Annotated in this window: 1 pseudogene; it reads left to right on the top strand. The window is 61.4% G+C overall.

The features are described 5' to 3' along the window. Window positions 1-249: pseudogene (locus NX782_RS26315) on the top strand (group II intron reverse transcriptase/maturase); the annotation flags it as partial.

The following is a 249-nucleotide window of genomic DNA, read 5'->3' as shown; positions in this document are numbered from 1 at the left end:
AACATGCAACGCGCGTGGAAACGCGTGAAGGCGAACAAGGGAGCCGCGGGTGTCGATGGTCTGGATATCGCTCAGACCAAGGAACACCTGAAGCACGCATGGCCCGAGATCAGGAGGCGCCTGACGGACGGCACGTACAAGCCACAACCCGTACGACGCGTGGGCATCCCGAAACCGGACGGCAGCGAGCGTGAGTTGGGGATACCTACCGTGACCGACCGTCTGATTCAGCAGGCACTACTGCAAGTG

The organism is Massilia norwichensis, assembly GCF_024753245.1.
GTDB classification, from domain to species: domain Bacteria; phylum Pseudomonadota; class Gammaproteobacteria; order Burkholderiales; family Burkholderiaceae_D; genus Telluria; species Telluria norwichensis.
This window is presented reverse-complemented; position numbering and strand designations above follow the sequence as displayed.